The sequence below is a fragment of the Peribacillus sp. Bi96 genome (genome assembly GCF_918698115.1).
In the GTDB taxonomy this organism is placed as follows: Bacteria; Bacillota; Bacilli; order Bacillales; family DSM-1321; genus Peribacillus.
On record NZ_CAKKLV010000008.1, the window covers coordinates 52,065 to 68,125 of the forward strand.

At 40.7% G+C, this 16,061-nt stretch carries 16 protein-coding genes and 1 riboswitch; of the genes, 4 read left to right on the forward strand and 12 right to left on the reverse strand.

The annotated features are described in order from the left end of the window. The first annotated feature begins 78 nt into the window (after nucleotides 1–78). Nucleotides 79–321, forward strand: a complete 243-nt coding sequence (locus tag LQ203_RS12060; protein WP_230158416.1) for a hypothetical protein — start codon at nucleotides 79–81, stop codon at nucleotides 319–321. A gap of 49 nt (nucleotides 322–370) precedes the next feature. Here the strand turns inward: LQ203_RS12060 and ugpC are convergent, their stop codons facing one another. Beyond that, nucleotides 371–1,516 carry a sn-glycerol-3-phosphate ABC transporter ATP-binding protein UgpC gene (gene ugpC / locus LQ203_RS12065; RefSeq protein ID WP_230158418.1) on the reverse strand — a complete coding sequence of 382 codons (1,146 nt, stop codon included), beginning with the start codon at nucleotides 1,514–1,516 and terminating at the stop codon, nucleotides 371–373. Between the two features lie 121 nt (nucleotides 1,517–1,637). Beyond that, nucleotides 1,638–2,525, reverse strand: coding sequence for a helix-turn-helix domain-containing protein (locus tag LQ203_RS12070; RefSeq protein ID WP_230158739.1), 888 nt, complete (start codon nucleotides 2,523–2,525; stop codon nucleotides 1,638–1,640). 190 nt (nucleotides 2,526–2,715) lie between these two features. Between LQ203_RS12070 and LQ203_RS12075 the strand changes: the two genes are divergently transcribed. Then, nucleotides 2,716–3,753 carry an NAD-dependent epimerase/dehydratase family protein gene (locus LQ203_RS12075; RefSeq protein ID WP_230158420.1) on the forward strand — a complete coding sequence of 346 codons (1,038 nt, stop codon included), beginning with the start codon at nucleotides 2,716–2,718 and terminating at the stop codon, nucleotides 3,751–3,753. 355 nt (nucleotides 3,754–4,108) lie between these two features. Next, entirely contained in the window at nucleotides 4,109–4,510 is a 402-nt protein-coding gene (locus tag LQ203_RS12080; RefSeq protein WP_290370578.1) for an N-acetyltransferase, read from the forward strand. Nucleotides 4,511–4,917: 407 nt separating this feature from the next. Here the strand turns inward: LQ203_RS12080 and LQ203_RS12085 are convergent, their stop codons facing one another. The 4 genes from LQ203_RS12085 to LQ203_RS12100 all read right to left on the reverse strand — a co-directional run bounded on the left by LQ203_RS12085 (nucleotide 4,918) and on the right by LQ203_RS12100 (nucleotide 8,637). After that, a complete protein-coding gene (locus LQ203_RS12085) occupies nucleotides 4,918–6,024 on the reverse strand; it encodes an iron-containing alcohol dehydrogenase family protein (protein WP_230158424.1) in 1,107 nt (368 codons plus the stop codon). 71 nt (nucleotides 6,025–6,095) lie between these two features. Next, nucleotides 6,096–6,917 carry a MetQ/NlpA family ABC transporter substrate-binding protein gene (locus LQ203_RS12090; protein ID WP_230158426.1) on the reverse strand — a complete coding sequence of 274 codons (822 nt, stop codon included), beginning with the start codon at nucleotides 6,915–6,917 and terminating at the stop codon, nucleotides 6,096–6,098. A gap of 48 nt (nucleotides 6,918–6,965) precedes the next feature. Further along, nucleotides 6,966–7,634 carry a methionine ABC transporter permease gene (locus LQ203_RS12095; RefSeq protein WP_230158428.1) on the reverse strand — a complete coding sequence of 223 codons (669 nt, stop codon included), beginning with the start codon at nucleotides 7,632–7,634 and terminating at the stop codon, nucleotides 6,966–6,968. After that, nucleotides 7,621–8,637: a methionine ABC transporter ATP-binding protein gene (locus LQ203_RS12100; protein ID WP_230158430.1), complete on the reverse strand. Its 1,017-nt coding sequence runs from the start codon at nucleotides 8,635–8,637 to the stop codon at nucleotides 7,621–7,623. The genes LQ203_RS12095 and LQ203_RS12100 overlap by 14 nt, the downstream gene beginning before the upstream one ends. Before the next feature lie 68 nt (nucleotides 8,638–8,705). Beyond that, nucleotides 8,706–8,812, reverse strand: a riboswitch (SAM riboswitch). Between the two features lie 252 nt (nucleotides 8,813–9,064). Between LQ203_RS12100 and LQ203_RS12105 the strand changes: the two genes are divergently transcribed. After that, the gene (locus LQ203_RS12105) at nucleotides 9,065–9,889 is read left to right on the forward strand and encodes an MBL fold metallo-hydrolase (protein ID WP_230158433.1); all 825 of its coding nucleotides are present in this window, start codon (nucleotides 9,065–9,067) and stop codon (nucleotides 9,887–9,889) included. 167 nt (nucleotides 9,890–10,056) lie between these two features. Here the strand turns inward: LQ203_RS12105 and LQ203_RS12110 are convergent, their stop codons facing one another. The 6 genes from LQ203_RS12110 to LQ203_RS12135 all read right to left on the reverse strand — a co-directional run bounded on the left by LQ203_RS12110 (nucleotide 10,057) and on the right by LQ203_RS12135 (nucleotide 15,612). Then, the gene (locus LQ203_RS12110; protein WP_356714367.1) at nucleotides 10,057–10,245 is read right to left on the reverse strand and encodes a hypothetical protein; all 189 of its coding nucleotides are present in this window, start codon (nucleotides 10,243–10,245) and stop codon (nucleotides 10,057–10,059) included. 88 nt (nucleotides 10,246–10,333) lie between these two features. Beyond that, nucleotides 10,334–10,537: a YheE family protein gene (locus LQ203_RS12115; RefSeq protein ID WP_230158437.1), complete on the reverse strand. Its 204-nt coding sequence runs from the start codon at nucleotides 10,535–10,537 to the stop codon at nucleotides 10,334–10,336. Between the two features lie 63 nt (nucleotides 10,538–10,600). Then, nucleotides 10,601–11,797 carry a YheC/YheD family protein gene (locus LQ203_RS12120; RefSeq protein WP_230158439.1) on the reverse strand — a complete coding sequence of 399 codons (1,197 nt, stop codon included), beginning with the start codon at nucleotides 11,795–11,797 and terminating at the stop codon, nucleotides 10,601–10,603. Continuing rightward, nucleotides 11,794–13,161: a YheC/YheD family protein gene (locus LQ203_RS12125; RefSeq protein ID WP_230158441.1), complete on the reverse strand. Its 1,368-nt coding sequence runs from the start codon at nucleotides 13,159–13,161 to the stop codon at nucleotides 11,794–11,796. Before LQ203_RS12125 ends, LQ203_RS12120 begins: the two co-directional genes overlap by 4 nt. A 3-nt stretch (nucleotides 13,162–13,164) precedes the next feature. Beyond that, nucleotides 13,165–14,235, reverse strand: coding sequence for a YheC/YheD family protein (locus LQ203_RS12130; protein WP_230158443.1), 1,071 nt, complete (start codon nucleotides 14,233–14,235; stop codon nucleotides 13,165–13,167). Between the two features lie 15 nt (nucleotides 14,236–14,250). Continuing rightward, on the reverse strand, nucleotides 14,251–15,612 hold the full coding sequence (locus tag LQ203_RS12135) for a YheC/YheD family protein (RefSeq protein ID WP_230158445.1): 1,362 nt from the start codon (nucleotides 15,610–15,612) through the stop codon (nucleotides 14,251–14,253). Nucleotides 15,613–16,061 lie beyond the last annotated feature (449 nt).

A 16,061-nucleotide genomic window follows, 5' to 3' on the forward strand; every position in this document is an offset into this window, starting at 1 on the left:
GGGAGGGTGTTTCAATATTTGAATCATGGAATGAAAAAACTTAAGATCAAAACGTTATCTGAAACAGGAGGAAAAACAATGTCTTTATGCCCGCTTTGTAACGGTCTAAGAAAAATTCATGTGAATTGCCCGGAATGCGGCAGTGATCTTGACGATAAAGGGAAATTCATGGATTACGCTGATGAATACAGCGCCTATATGGACATAGACACACTCAAGCTAAACGACGGGTACCCTCAATCCCTTCAGAAAGGCCAATGCCCGCATATCATGAAATGCTCAGAATGCGGACATGATGAAGTGCTATTGGTGCAGGAATAGTTGTCAGAAAACACAAAAAGACCCGTTCATGAACGGGTCTTTTGTTTATTTAATTAGCAGGCAACTTCATGCCTTCAGCAATCTGTTCATCTTCTTCAACCAGAATGCGATGTTCGGTCCCTTTATCAAAAAAGTGGGCTTTATTCATGTCGAGGGCAAGCTCGATGTTTTCGCCTGCATGGATAATATTTTTCGCATCCACCCGGGCAACGAAGTCCTGCCCCTCGAATGTGGAGTAAAGCATAATTTCCGCACCCATGAGTTCAGCTACATCAATTTGGGTCGTGAATGTAGTGTTAGTGGACTCCGTGAAGTAAGCTCCTTCATTATGGAAATCCTCTGGTCGGATGCCGAGGATGATTTCTTTTCCGACATATCCTTGATCACGCAGCATCTTCATCTTAAATACAGGTATTTCGAGCGATTGCTCACCAATTTTAAAGATACCTTCTTTTAATGTTCCGGTAAAGAAGTTCATCGCAGGTGATCCTATAAAGCCACCGACAAAAACATTTATCGGTTTCTCGTAAACTTCTTTTGGCGCACCGACCTGTTGGATGATACCGTCCTTCATAACGACAAGGCGTGTCGCCATGGTCATTGCCTCTGTTTGGTCATGTGTGACATATATCGTTGTGGTGTCCAGTCGTTTATGTAGTTTAGCGATTTCCGCCCGCATTTGAACCCGTAGCTTTGCGTCGAGATTGGATAATGGCTCATCCATCAAAAAAACTTTTGCGTCACGTACAATTGCACGGCCAAGTGCCACACGCTGGCGCTGACCACCTGAAAGGGCTTTGGGTTTCCTATTTAGAAACTCTTCCAGTCCGAGGATCTTTGCCGCTTCATTGACTCTTTGCTTGATTTCCGCTTTCGGCGTTTTCCTGAGCTTTAATCCAAAAGCCATATTGTCAAAGACGGACATATGTGGATATAAAGCGTAGTTCTGGAAAACCATCGCAATATCACGATCTTTAGGAGGGACATCATTGACTCGCTTGCCGTCTATATATAAATCCCCTTGTGAAATGTCTTCCAAACCGGCAATCATCCGTAAAGTAGTAGACTTCCCGCACCCGGAAGGTCCCACAAAAACAATGAATTCCTTATCTGCAACACGAAGGTTAAAATCTTTAACAGCCGTCACCTTTTTATCATAAATCTTGAATATATGATCTAATACCAACTCTGCCATGAAAAATCCCCCTTTTAAACTACTGATTACTTGTACAATTAACTATAGTCTAAGCTATCAGTTTGGAAATAAGTATAGGCACATTGCACAAAAAAGGATAATTATCCTTTTTTGTGCAATGTTATTCATTCAGTAAAAGAATCAAATAAGCAGTCAAGGCGTGACGAAAGTTTCTAATATCGAGTCCCGTTCTTTCAGTGAATTTATCTATTCGGTATTGTAAGCTGTTCCTGTGGATATAAAGCTGTTTGGCGGCATAGGTGGCATTGGAATTACACTCGATATACGTTTTAATCGTTTTGATAAGTTCAATATCCTGCTGAGTCTTGCCGAGAATTTCATTGATATACCACTTGGTATTCGTAACGGATTGCTCCTTTAATAGTGAGTGAGGGATGATGTCTGCCAAATCAGCCACCTTTAAATCCGGTAAATGCACTTGGGCCAAATCAAAACATTTTTTTTCCTGATTCCTGTGATGACGAAGTTCTTGATTGACAGGGTGAAAGCGCCCGGTGAACATCCGGGTCTTTACATAAAAATCACTTTCAAGCGTCGATGTAATGGCAATTAGTTCATTTTTGGATAAGGATTCATCCTTGTCCGTTTCTATTAAAATTCCTGAGGTTTCATTTTCCCAGACGAAGGCTGCGTCAGATGGAACGAAAGCGAGAAAGGCGTCTTCAAAATCAGTGTTGGAAAAATCAGCATGTGTCAGTTTAAAATGAATGAATCGAACATTCTCCCAGTTAGTTAAAGGCAAGGGTGCATTCGGTTCGGATAAAAAAGAGTTCCATGATGCGTTTGGAAACGTGGTGAGATCATTTTGGCTTAAGGAAGGAGCGAATAGTAATTCCAGTAAACGGATTTCTTCGGCCGTGATTTCTGAATGGGGAATGCCAAGTATACTTCCTATTGAGTCTTCGAACCAAACATATTCAGAAACGCTATCAGTATCCAATTTATTGGAAAGAGCGTTCGGGAATTTTTGTTTAAGATTTTCAAGCATTTTCTTCACCGTCTTTCTCCCTATTTATCTCATTATAGCGAAAAGCCAAATCATAAGAAAACTAGTTTTGTATTCCGCCAAATGAAATTCATAGTTAAATAAGAGATTTTAAATATTTATAAATATTATAAATTTTAGGGGAGGTTATTGCGTATGCTTTAAGGAATATCGTTAAAGGGGAGGAGATCGTATGAACATTTTAATATTGGGAGGTACACGGTTTTTAGGCAGATATTTAGTTAAGGCTGGCCTGGAGAAAGGGCATGATGTCACACTTTTTAATCGTGGAAGCAACCCTGATGTTTTTCGCGAAATAGAACAGGTAAGAGGGGACCGCGATGGGGATCTCGAGATGTTAAAGGGAAAACAATGGGATGCAGTCATTGACACATCTGGTTTCATCCCTAGAACTGTATCGAGATCTTGCAGATTACTTAATCATGTTAAACATTATACATATATTTCAAGTATCTCAGCTTATAAGGATCCTAGCAAACCTGGCATAGATGAAAATGGAGAGGTTCATACACTAAATGAAAAAAAAGTAGAAGAAATCACCCACGGTACAGCTGGACCAATATATGGTGAATATTATGGTCCGCTAAAATCATTGAGCGAAAAAGCAGCTGAAAAAGAGCTACCGGGGAAAGTCTTGTCAATTCGTGCTGGCCAAATAGTAGGTCCATACGATTACACCGACCGATTACCATATTGGCTTAAAAGAATAGCGGAAGGGGGAGAAATTTTATCCCCGGGACGCCCAGGTCGTCCAATCCAAATTATCGATGTAAGGGATTTAGCTCAGTGGATCATTCAAATGATAGAAAAAAGTATAACAGGTACATTTAACGCCGTTGGACCAGATTATACTCTCACTATGGGACAATTACTTGAAGAATGCAAAAAGGTAACAAGAAGTGGTGCTACCTTTACATGGGTATCTGAAAAGTTTTTATTGGACAATAAAGTAGAGCCGTGGGGAGAAATGCCTTTATGGATACCAGAGGAATTCCCTTTACCAGGAGCTAAGGAACCCTTGAATGGATTTTTGGCTGTCGATAACAAAAAGGCAATCAATAATGGACTATCCTTCCGTCCTCTTTCAGAAACCCTCGAAGATATTTGGGATTGGGAAAAGAATCGTTCAGGATCTGCTGAAAGAAAAGCAGGTATTCATAGACAACTTGAAAGTGACCTCCTTCGATTATGGAAACAGACAGTTGGTTAAAACCTTCTTTATATTCCAGATTATGAAGGAATAACATTTGAAAGTAACCCTATAAAAGAGGGTGAACATTATTTGTAAAAACGAATGGTAATAATTATTTTCCAGAATACTTAAAACATCCTATAACTTCGGAAGTCTTATACAAAAGGGCACGTTTCTGCAGCATGAGTTGTGCTTTTTCTTAGTAAAATTGTAAATGTACATTGGAGGTGTATTAATGAAAATAAGATTAGTTAATAAAGAAGAATATAGTTTTATTGAAGGCTTTGTATATGAGATATTCAAAAATACCAATTATTCGGACGGAGTAGCTGAAAAAGCTTTAGTATGAGAAATCCGAGAAAAACACTATTACATTCCCCAGCTTGACTTAGTTGTTGAAGAAGATGGTGTGATTATAGGACATTTTATCCTTTCAAAACTTCCGATTAGTAATAAGTATGAAAATGAGATATTGATGCTATCACCAGTTTCAGTAGCAATTAATCATCAACGTCAGGGTGTTGGTAAGTATATGTTACAGGAAGGAATTAAATTTGCTGCTAAAATGGGATATAAGGGAATAATTGTTGAAGGAGATTATCGTTACTATCAACGCTTTGGATTTAGAACATCAACTGAATTCGGAATATATGCGTCCAAGAAAAATCTTCCACCTTCTGAGGAGAATCTGATGGCTATGGAGTTGTGTGAAAATAGTATGGAAAATATTTCAGGTGAAGTGGATTATTCGATTTATGATGCCTTGAGACATTGACAGGCAGTACGGATGTTACTCTTTAATTTTTAGTATCCCTTATTTTCAACTAAAGGATGTTTTCTTTCAATAATGATCTTCCGCACTAGGGCACGATTGTTAAACAAGTAAAAAGGATGATACATATTAGTCATGTTTAATATGTATCATCCCTTATTTTTTATGATTTTTTACGATTTAGGTCTTGATAAGAATCTCCCCATCGTTTTAGACTGTGATTTCCACTCCAGGCACTCGCTTTCCGCGGGCAGTCCGCCCTCGGCGCCTTTGCGCCTGCGGGGTCTCTCCCTTGGACGCGTATTCTAAGCAGGAGTCTCGTACACCTGCTCCAATCAACTTTGTTTTAACATTGATGGAACCTCTTTTGTCTACAAACTGAGGCGATGGGGTAAAACCCCATCGTTTTTTTAGTTTATGGATTTGCTTGCATGGTTTGTAAGGATTTCAAGGTTTTCCATGGTTGCTGTCACTTTTTCCTGGCTAATATCAGGGAATAGAAGATGAATGCCTTCCCCTTCTTGGACAGAGATGGCTGCAATTTGTTGAAGTTCCGCTTTGTCTTCAATCTTCAGACCAATATCAGATAATGTCATCGGCAGTTTAAGTGCCTTGTATAATGGCAGTAAATGTTGGATTTCTGAGAATTTCCCTTCTAACAATAGCTGGACTAAAATGCCATATGCCACTTTTTCCCCGTGAAGCAAATGATGTGTTTGCGTGATGGAAGTCATTCCATTATGAATGGAGTGGGCACCTGCAATGCGCAGGTACTGGTCACCAAAGCCACCAACTAGACCGCTTGTGACGATATTCGTTTCAATCACATGCTTTAGTGCATCTGTCCATTTACCCTTTTTTAAATCTTCTAGGGCTTCCTCGCCATGTGTCAATAAAATTTCCTGGCATTGCCTTGCGGCTATGTGCGCCAATTCAATACAGACGGACTTGGTTGCTAGTCTTTCCACGAGTGCATTGCCTTCATACCATTTCGCCAATGTATCACCGATTCCAGCCCGTAAATAGGCAATGGGGGAATCCAATAGTATTTCTGGCTCGATAAGTAACATCCATGCGCTTCTTTCATGAATGTCATAACGAACATATGAACCATCATTATCATATATGACACTTAGAGGTGTCCATGCAGCACAGGTGGAAGCCAGAGTTGGAATGAGGATGATATCCTTATGAATCGAGTTTCCAGCCGATTTGGTGAGGTCGAGCAGCTTACCGCCGCCGATGCCGATTAATGCATCCACACCTAATTCAAGAGCGGCCTTCTGGACGCGTTCAATTTCTGAGTCACTGCATTCCCCGCTGTATGTGAAGAATGTGGTTTCAATATTTTTTAATGAAGGAAAAAAGGGTTGAGCAGCCTTCCATGATTTTTCTCCATGAATAATGAGTACTTTGCCTATGTTCCCTTTACTCAGTTTTGCGTCCAGCGTGTCAAGAACATTTGCCCTGCAGGCATAATAGGCGGGGCCGCTGCGGACTTCCAGTAGGGAATTCATATTTATTCTCCTTAATGTTTAGGCCTGTTCCCAGAAAAGGGAAACAGGCCTCGATTATTGTGGTTGGTCGATCACTTCATCCAATTTGGTTTTCCGAAGCCGGCAAATTTGCTATCGATCACTTTTTCAAATTCGTCGGATTCTACTACGGATTTTATATCCTTGGCAAATTGAGCGTCAACATCCTTTGTATTCACTGCGACAACGTTTCGATACATATCCGGCATATTTTCTAAAACAAGGGCATCCTGGAGTTCCATTTTCGCTGCAAGAGCGAAGTTGCCTGGTACCGCAGATAGGTCAACACTGTCTGTTGCCCGTGGCAATTGAGCGGATTCCAATGGTTTGAATTGGATGTTTTTTGGATTTTTCGTTACATCTTTTTCAGATATTTTTAAAGGATCGACATTTGGATCGACTTCAATCAGCTTTTCATCAACCAGTACTTTTAATGCACGTGCAAGGTTTACTGGATCATTAGGCACTGCCAGGGATGCACCGTCTTTAATTTCTTTCAGTGATTTATATTTGTTAGAGTATATACCCATTGGTGCTGTAGGAACTATGATAAGGTCAGAAAGCTTTAAATCATTTTCTTTAGCGAAGTTATCCATATACACTTTATGCTGGAATAGGTTGGCATCGATCGAGTTGTTGCCAAGCGATTTATTCGGCTGGATATAGTCGGTGAATTCAACGATTTCTATTTTGTACCCGAGATCTTCCAAACCTGGTTTGATGGCTTCTTTAACCATGTCGGCGTAGGGCCCGGTAGTCGCCCCAATCTTCAATTCTTTTTTGTCTTCCGTTTTTGGTGATGCATCATCGCTTCCGCAAGCTGCCAAGCCAAGAGCGAGTGCACAGACTGATAATAATGAAGCTATTTTCTTCATATGAAATTCCTCCTGAAATGTATTGAATCATTGGAAAAATGAGTGATTCTATCGTTTGTTCACTAAGTATGAAACTTTGTCACCGACCATTTGAATGATTTGTACAAGGCAGATCAACACGACGATCGTCGTGATCATGACCGTGTTGTCATAACGGTAATACCCGTACCGGATGGCCAGGTCCCCAATTCCCCCTCCGCCGATTGTCCCTGCCATTGCTGAGTAACCGATAAGTGAAATGGTCGTTAATGTAAGCCCTTGAATGATTCCCGGTCTTGCCTCTGGAAGAAGTACATCCTTAATGATCATCCATGGAGTGGCACCCACGGCAATGGCAGCTTCGATCACTCCTTTGTCTATTTCACGCAATGCCGATTCAACGATCCTTGCAAAAAAAGGTATCGCGGATACGGATAGGGAAACAGAAGCCGCTTTTGGCCCTATCGTTGATCCAGTTAGCAGATTCGTTAAAGGAAGGAGAGCCACCAAGAGAATGATGAAAGGGATGGAACGGACTATATTGACTGCAAAACCGAGAGATCGATTCACGACGCTATTTTCAAAAAATAAATTCCTGGTCGTCGTAAACAGTAACACGCCAAGTGGTAAACCGATAAGAAGGGCTATCGCAAGGGAAATCCCGACCATATAAATCGTTTCAATAAAGGCTTTATTAAGATCCGGTAAAATATTGACGATGGATTCAATCAGTGACATGTTTTAACACCTCCACAGAGCTGGAACGACTCTTTATATATTCCAATGCCGAATGAATTTGTTCGGCTTCACCAATTAATTCAATGATCAAGATCCCAAATGGGATATCCTGAATATACTCAATTTTACCGTGCAAGATATTACCCTTTACTGAATGGGATTGGAGAGTATCCGAAAGAATCGATTCACCGGCTGTTTGCCCTTCGAATTGAATTTTGATGATCGTCCCTTTACTCTCTTCAACCAAATGTGTGGGAAGTTCGAAATCCAGTACACTGCTAATGAATTGCTTCGTTAACTCCTTTTTAGGCTGTGAAAAGATCTCATAAACGGAACCCTCTTCTATTACTCGGCCATCCTGCATGACGGCTACTCGGTGACATAGTTCTTTGACCACTTCCATTTCATGTGTAATCAGCACGATGGTGATCCCAAGCTCCCGACTTATCTTTTTTAATAACTGTAAAATCGCTTTAGTCGTTGTAGGATCTAGGGCTGAAGTCGCTTCATCACATAATAGTACAGTAGGGTCATTTGCTAAGGCGCGTGCGATGCCTACCCGTTGCTTCTGGCCACCGCTAAGCTGGGCCGGATAGGCATCTTTTTTATCACTGAGCCCTACGATCTCCAATAGTTCCAATACACGTGACCTGATGGCAGCCTTCGATTGGTGCGCGGCCTTCAAGGCGAAAGCAACATTTTCAAAAACGGTTTTGGAACTGACCAAAGAAAAGTGTTGAAATATCATTCCGATTTTTTGACGTTGTTTACGGAGCTCTTTGCTTGATAAAGTTGTTAAGTCAATCCCGTCAATGATGATATTTCCTCCTGTCGGACGTTCAAGCAAATTCAAGCAGCGGAGTAATGAGCTTTTTCCGGCTCCACTGTAGCCGACAATTCCGTACACTTCCCCTTTTTGAATGGTCAAAGATACGTTATCCACTCCGATAACTCGGTTTTTTTTCGAGATGTATTCCTTTCGGACCGAACGGATTTCAATCATGAACCTTCCCCCTTAAACATAAAAAAACTGTCTCCATCATTCAGAAAGAGGCAGCGAAATTATATCTCGTCTTATCTTTCAGAATGCAATCATTCTGCAGGAAGTGGCACCGTTCCCAATTGGGGCGGTTGCCGGACATCACAGGGCCTGATCCCTCCGTCACTCTTGATAAGTAAATTATTATTTTGGAATATTTCAAGTTTTTTAATATAATCTATATTATTTGTTAATTGTTCCATTGTCAATCGATTCTGTAATTTTAGAATAATTTTTTTGCCTGTCTAAATGGTTACGATGCCATTTTCATGTCTTTACTTCCAGGTGGATAATTCCATTATTTCCTTGTCAAAAGTGTAAAGAGATAATACATTTATTGTAATAATGTGAAAAAGATAAACTATTTTTTACAATGATGGGGAGGCAATGCATGATAGAGATCAAGACGGTAAATGATGTGGTTTGTGTGCACGGGACTCCAAGTGGGGTCAAATCGGGGATGAGTGTCTATGTCTTTGTAACGGATGGTCTATTGATTGATACGGGCGCACAGATTTTGTTGGAGGAACTTATTCCATTCTATGAGACTGCCGATTTCGATTTAGTGGCCCTTACACATTATCATGAGGACCATACGGGGGGAGCAGCCTGGATAAAGGAACATAAGCAGGTCCCGATATTCATTCATCCGATGTCGGTCGATGTTTGTGCGAGGGATGCTGAATATCCTGAATATCGCAAAAAATTTTGGGGGAAGAGAGATGCCTTTAAAGCTGAGCCGCTAGGGAAGACCATTCATTCCCGTACCCAAACGTGGGAGCCGATTTTTACTCCTGGTCATGCGAAAGACCATATGGTGTTTTTGAATCACAGTAATGGCATGCTCTTTTCAGGAGATCTTTTCGTAACACCAAAAACAAAGCTTGTCCTAAGGGAAGAGTCAGTCCCGGTCATCATCGATTCCATAAAAAGATTACTCCAATATGACTTTAAGGATGTTTTTTGCTGTCATGCGGGGCATGTTCCCGATGGAAAGGAAATGTTTCGAAAAAAACTTGATTATTTGGAAGACCTACGTGGTGAAATTTTGCGTTTACATGATCAAGGACTGACCGTTCATGAAATACAGCAAGTCGTTTTACCTAATCGCTATCCCCTTATCGAGATATCTGATCATGAATGGGATTCAGAGCATATCATTACATCGATATTAAACGAAAATGTTTTGAGTGCGAGGGAGAATGGGATAATTTGAATGAAATCCGTTTAATTGTCTGACTGCATGTTTTCTATTTGTCATTCAAGAATTTGAATGATTTATAAAAGAAGGACTTTATGAAGGGGGAATGCAGTGCAAGCAGATTTTCTCGATATGGAGATGAAGATAAAGGAGTGGGCTCTCCAAAAGAGAACCCACCATCGTTAGTTGTTGACATTGGGATCGGTTTCATCATGAAAATCATGTGCTTCTTCAATATTTTGAAGGTCAGCAGCTGAATAAACATTTCCACCAGCCAGTCCTTCATTGATGTAACGGTCGATGTCTAAGAAAGCGGAGTTCTTGCCTTCATATTCGGTATCCTTCAAAAATGTCATTTTTTCTTTATCCACAATAAATCCCTCCTAGCCTTTTCATTAGTTTAGGCAAAGGAGGTTTTTTTATTCTGTTTAGGGATTTCATGAATGTAAAAGGGTGGGTTCATTCATATACATGGAAGACCATTAAGTCATGGATCATGCTTTTGAGTTTGGTTTCATCTGTTTCGGAAGGCTTGTTTACTGTCCACTCGATGGATCCATCTTTATGATACAAAGCTTGGACTGCCTGCTTGTTGAAGTAAAAGGAAATTTTCCATCCTGGGAGATTCTTATGCAGTGGTGCCCATTGAAAATGAGTGATCATATGTATTACCTCCATATATGCTGTCTCTCATTTAATTATAATGGAAAACGACAGCTGGAGGTGTTATTTTATTGTCAGGTTGGAAAAAGTTAATTCAATGAAAAGATTTTTTAAATGTAAAAGCCGGTTGGCTTCAATTTCCTCTTCATCGAATTGCATGGGCTTTGAGTTCACTTCGTATATGAAGAGTAAGCCTGATTCATCTTCGCCTATATCCATGGAAAACTCTCCAAGAAATCCGATTTTTTTTGAAAGAATCTCTCCGCATTTTTGAGCAATATTCGCCAAGTTTAAATCCAAACTTCTTGATTGCAGGCTTTGATAGGGGAAAAGCTTACCCCCTCTCGGAGTGTGGGTAGTGATTTCCTGTGTTTGTGACATCCTTACAGCTTTGCCAGTCACTTTATAAAATCCCTTTTCATAATGGACGAGAATCCGGTAATCGTAACGATGACCAAGAAGTTTTTTTGGTATGATCGCCCGTTGAGCAAGGTAGCTTCTTTTTAATAAATCCCTTTTTTGAGTTTCCCAGAATGAAGTGAAATCCGGAAAGGATTCACCATGTTTTAAGCTATTGAACAAAAGTGTACCATCAGGATTTTTGATGATGGTATAAATGCCCTTCCCTTGGCTTCCTTTGCAAGGTTTTAGGTATATATGCTTGTGGGTATCCAGGAAAGCATTGAGGCATTCGCCGTTTCGCAGCACTGTCGTGGGCGGAAGGTGATTGGAAAGGAATTCATCTTCTCTTAATGCTTCAAACATTACATATTTATCTAAAAAACAGGGGTTGAATAGAAACATTCGGTGCTCTTTGATGTGGTTGATGATTCGTTCGAATTCACCGGATGACTCATAGCGCCTCGATGGGATCCGGTTATAGATAATGTCAGGGAGCGGCATCTTGCACTCGATCCACTTGTTTGTTTCGGAGGAAAAGACATATCCTCTCAATGGCTCCGAATGAAGGGCATTTCCTGTGAATGCATAGGTCAAAATTCCGTGTTTCAATAAATATAACGATAAATCCCGAAAAAGGGTCAAGTTTCCTCCTAAACCTGATTCCCTTTTGGGATTGAAAGAAGTCAATATTCCAACGACGAGCATCCTGGCAACGGGAAATACCGTGATTGGAAATAGTGTTTGATTCAAATGGTCCTTTTTATAGCCGATTTCTTCTGCGGCAGCGCCGGCGAATAGTTCTACATTCTCTTGGGTGTGGTACCAAGATTCAGAGGGGATATCGTAAAAAATATTCATCGCTGCACACTGATGGCATTTGTAATCGTCTGTTCCGTAAGATAAATGGCGTAATCCAGGCTTAGCTTTCGTGTTAACAATTCAAAATCCTTGAGTTTTGGATGCGAGAATATGGAACGTCCCGGTTTCGAATTTGCTTCAAACATCCAAACCTGCCCCTTTTTATCCAATCCAAAATCAAATCCAATTTCTGCGATGATTCCGTCCATGTGCTTTTCAATACTGTCACTTAAAACAAGTGCGGCTTCCGAGAGCTTTCTCTCGACTTCTTTTGCTTCAGCGTCATCTCCGAAAAGTTCAGCAATCGTTTTGATGACCCCGCCGCTTTTAATATGGGTCGTGACGCTGCCGGTACCGGCTATTTTAGCGGCGATGGCGGTTACCTGCCATATTCCATTACTGTCCTTGTTCGTATGAACGCGGAAATCCACTGGGCGCTTTTCGGATCGTATTAACGGAATGCCCTGCTGCACGATAAGATTTTCAAGCGGTCGGTCATGAAAGATATGTTTAACGATGGATTCAAGTGTGGAAAACTTTTGCAATTTATTTTCCTTTGCTTCATTTGTATAGCGGCAATAATAAACATCATCATGCTTATCGTAAAGAATTTGGTGAATGCCTAGACCCAAGCTGCCATGAATGGGCTTTATATAAACTTGGCGGTAGTGGGAAAGAAGGGTTTCTATCACAGATATGGATTGAAATGGATATGTTTCCGGTAAATAAGGCAGGGCCCGATCATCCGCACATAACCTTTCATTTACATCCCATTTATTGAAAAAACCTGGATTGTACCATGGAATGGTATATTCTTTTTGGAATTTTTGCTTCACTTCTTTAGGTCCGTCCCGGTTCTCCGTTAAACGATTGGGAAGACGGTCATAAATGACATTTGGAAAAGGGAATTCATCAATTTGCCAGTTATCGTTCTCAAACACATATCCCTTGATTGTCTCCTCATCCCAATTGATTACATTCTCTCCGAAAACAAAGGGGATACAGCCAGTTGTTTTGCTCAGGGAAAGGAGCTTTGAGAAAAAATCCGATCTTTCCCCTAGCGGTTTGTTGGACAGGCCGGTGAAGCCTGAAGAAAAAATTCCGACCAGCGGTCCGATATGGATGCTTTTGCCGTAAATGAATAAATGAAGAGGAATATCGGTGTGATCGAATTTAAGCGATTCCGCGAGACTTTCCGATAGGACGATTGATTGATTGATGGCCGGGTTTTGTTTCACTGTGGCAGGACATGAATGTTGTCCGAAATAGATTAATTCAATCTCTGCCAAATCTCCAAGTTCTGAAGGGTAGAAGAGGACATTTCCAGGGCTAGCGGCAATTTCTGCAGGATAAGTCTTTCTCACTTTTTATTCACCTGCTTTCTGAAGATGTTCGGCTAAGTACTGGCTATATTGTAAAGGTGCGCGATGAATATCTTTCATGGTCTCCGGCTGTAGTATCTGAATGATTTTCCTGCCAGGTTTCGAGTTAATGTCCATTATCCATATTTGCCCTTTTTTATCGATGCCTAGATCAATTCCCAACTCGAATAGTCTTTTAGAGACAGCTTCGGTTTCTGCAGGCAGTGTACGAAGGATATGCTGGATCTTTTGTTCGACAGCAATCGTAATGGCTTCCGGATTATTTTTGTTGAAAATATCCAATGAAATGGCTTCCCCGCCAGTGGCCAAATTTGAAGTTATACTATCTTTTTGTCCCGTGCGAATGCCGCGGCCCCGTTCCATCCATTGATTTTTTTCGTTTTTTTGAAGTAAAATCCGCAAATCGAATGGTTCGTTTTTTTGATTGCGAAGTTCCAAATATGGCTGGCAAAGGTAACGGTATCGATTTAATAAATGCTGAAGCCATTTGTTCAGCTGAGATGTAGAGGTGAATGGGCGGTCGTATTTGGTGCCTTTCTTCGTCATGGATACCAAAGTGCCTTCTTCGGTTTTTGTAAGTAGATAGATTCCTGTACCGCCCGCACCGAATTCAGGTTTGATAATGACTTTATCCAAGCGTTCCAAATGACCGATAATATCTTCAGATGTCGTTACTTGAAAGGTCTCTGGAAAAAATGCTTGTAGCAGGGGATGTTTTTTTAGGATTTGGTAAACTTCCCACTTTCCAGGAAGGCCGAGCCCCAAGAAATTAGAATGATCTTTTAACCAATCGATTTTATCCCGCGTTTCGGTTGTCTCGCGCGATAATCCATGGAAACAGCGGTCATATACAAAATCGGGTAAATCAAAAGATGTAGGAATCCACGTTTCATTCTCAGCATCAAAACGCTCGCCACGCACTTTCTTTAATTCCATATCAATATTTTCCGGTGTGAATTTACAAACTTTCATATTGAAGGATTTAGCCGTTTTGGCTATTTCGGTGAAGTAGTTATTTTCATGTGTATCCGACGTGACCATTAATCCAATTAACACGTGCTAGCAACTCCTTTATGGATGGTTTTCGCGGTTAAGGGTAAGCATGAAGTCTATGATGGATTTTACTGATGGACGAAAAGTTTCATAGTTGCCTTGAAATTTTTTCGATGGTTTCGAATTCACTTCGATGATCCATGGGTGGGTGTCGGAATCTAGAGCTAAATCAATCCCTAACTCCCCGAATAGATCGTCATGGTTTTCAACCAAAGCCTGGGCAGTGTTTTTAGCCAACTTTATCAGCTTTTGATACATACGGATAGCTTCCTGATGGTCAAAAACTTCCTTTAGAAAATCCGAGCCGTTTTTCATTAAACCCCCTTGTGCTAGATTGGAAACGATGGTACCAGGATCTCCAATCCGGGCAACCATCGATGAAACTTTCCATTGAAATTCATCATTCTGATGGAGGAGTATGCGGAAATCAACCTTTCTTTGATCTGTTTCGAATAGGGAAATCCCTTTTTGAAGGATGTAGGCTTGTTTTCTGGAAAAAATTTTTAAGGTTGTAAACAACTTTTCATCCGTGTCTGCAAAATGCACATCCTCTATATTTCCAGAGTGTTCGATTTTCCATTTTCCAGAAACTTGCGTTAATCTGTATATATTCCTGCCTTGACTGCCTGACGCCGGTTTGAAATAGATGACCGAATGCTTTTCTATAAATGTCAAGAAGGGTTCCTTCTCGTTAAAAAGAATCGTATCAGGCAAATTGGGGAGCAACGCATTTTCTAATAGCAGCAGTTCATGTACATCATATTTGGAAAGGAACCTTCCGTTGAACATTGGTATCGACCGTGCCTCGAGTTCAGTTTTAAACAGCTCGAATGAATGTGATACTTCAAGTTTGCGTGAATGTATCCGATTATAAAGTACATCTGGAATGGGAAGTGTTAGCGGTTGCCAACCATTTTGCTCTGACAAATATCCCTCTACTACTCCTTCTTCAAGAGGCTGTAATTTAACTAAATAGAAGGGGATCCCCTGTTGAATACAGTACGAATTCATTTCCTGATAAAATTTCTCCATCTCGCCTAATGTCCCGTCTTGCAAGGCGGGCTGGTTCATAAGTGTCGCCAAGAAAGGACCAATTGTAATTGACCTTCTTTCCGCATGAAATGAGACGGAGATTGGATCCGAAAAAGCAGGCAGGGACAACATTTGATTCATATCATAAGAAAGTTTCAGTGTCGGCTGGGATGAAGGGAATGGTTGGACAAGAACAGGAACGGAACGGCATCCAGCCTGGATCGTAACGGGTTCTCCAAATTGAAGGCCCCATTCCTCAAATAGTTTTTCTTCGATAAACAGTAGCGCCTTCTTTCTAGTCACCGCAGGATTTACCGTTATGAAAACTTTCTGATGGTTAAGGTTCATATTAATTCCCCGTTTGCACTAAGTTTGAAGTCCTTTAATAATAAAATGATGGGCAAAAGTGGATATCACATTCTATGTTTTTTTAATTAGAAGGTGTCATTAAGCCCTTTATTTCAAGCGATAAAATGAAAAAGTTCATGGATGAGTTTTGAATAAAGATCCCGTTTATGGATGTTAGCTTAATGGGAGGCTTCATATATTGCCTTGCAGATGCTGATTTGAGCTAGCAATCCATCTATATTTTTGGGAAGCAGTGCCGTTAACACCAGGGCTGATGAGCAAGTAACAGAATAAGGTAGCATAATCGGTTAGGCAAGTTGGTCGTTGATCATTTAATCACGCAAAGAGGTCATTCAACATAAAGTCGTAAATGATGCTCTATACAGAATATGAAAATTTTCGTTCAGGCAGAAGTAAAGAAAGCGTTGTCCATGGAAAAAAGTACAGCT

Coding starts and splice junctions, on each gene's coding strand:
- LQ203_RS12095 (WP_230158428.1), bottom strand. CDS start 7,634: ATGTCACTGATTGAATCCATCGTCAATATTTTACCGGATCTTAATAAA.
- LQ203_RS12070 (WP_230158739.1), bottom strand. CDS start 2,525: ATGCTTGAAAATCTTAAACAAAAATTCCCGAACGCTCTTTCCAATAAA.
- LQ203_RS12060 (WP_230158416.1), top strand. CDS start 79: ATGTCTTTATGCCCGCTTTGTAACGGTCTAAGAAAAATTCATGTGAAT.
- ugpC (WP_230158418.1), bottom strand. CDS start 1,516: ATGGCAGAGTTGGTATTAGATCATATATTCAAGATTTATGATAAAAAG.
- LQ203_RS12090 (WP_230158426.1), bottom strand. CDS start 6,917: ATGAAGAAAATAGCTTCATTATTATCAGTCTGTGCACTCGCTCTTGGC.
- LQ203_RS12100 (WP_230158430.1), bottom strand. CDS start 8,637: ATGATTGAAATCCGTTCGGTCCGAAAGGAATACATCTCGAAAAAAAAC.
- LQ203_RS12075 (WP_230158420.1), top strand. CDS start 2,716: ATGAACATTTTAATATTGGGAGGTACACGGTTTTTAGGCAGATATTTA.
- LQ203_RS12135 (WP_230158445.1), bottom strand. CDS start 15,612: ATGAACCTTAACCATCAGAAAGTTTTCATAACGGTAAATCCTGCGGTG.
- LQ203_RS12115 (WP_230158437.1), bottom strand. CDS start 10,537: ATGATCACTCATTTTCAATGGGCACCACTGCATAAGAATCTCCCAGGA.
- LQ203_RS12105 (WP_230158433.1), top strand. CDS start 9,065: ATGATAGAGATCAAGACGGTAAATGATGTGGTTTGTGTGCACGGGACT.
- LQ203_RS12085 (WP_230158424.1), bottom strand. CDS start 6,024: ATGAATTCCCTACTGGAAGTCCGCAGCGGCCCCGCCTATTATGCCTGC.
- LQ203_RS12120 (WP_230158439.1), bottom strand. CDS start 11,797: ATGAATATTTTTTACGATATCCCCTCTGAATCTTGGTACCACACCCAA.